The organism is Pontimicrobium sp. MEBiC06410 (genome assembly GCF_053601615.1).
In genome coordinates this window covers 1-236 of the sequence record NZ_JBSHNT010000032.1, presented here as the reverse complement: position 1 = coordinate 236, position 236 = coordinate 1, and the positions used below count along the sequence as shown (strand labels likewise).

At 42.4% G+C, this 236-nt stretch carries 1 protein-coding gene; it reads right to left on the bottom strand.

The genetic code is table 11. From position 1 onward, the window contains the following. Window positions 1-236, bottom strand: a 236-nt coding sequence (locus tag ACVC08_RS00205) for a hypothetical protein (protein ID WP_452600504.1), incomplete at both ends; no start/stop codon positions are given.

The window sequence follows — 236 nt, the reverse complement described above, 5'->3', positions numbered from 1 at the left end:
GCGTCTAGGGTTGTAGAACAGTTATCTGCTTCGTCTGTAACATCTCCTGTAATGTTTACTCCAGCATCGTAATTACATGATGCATCTGTAAATATTTCGATATCTGCCGGTGCAGTAAATGTTGGTGCGATATTATCGGAAACGGTAATGGTTTGCGTTTGTTCTGGCGCAGTGTTACCACAGCTATCTGTTAATGTCCATGTTCTGGTGATTACGAATGATCCTTCGCAAGTTCC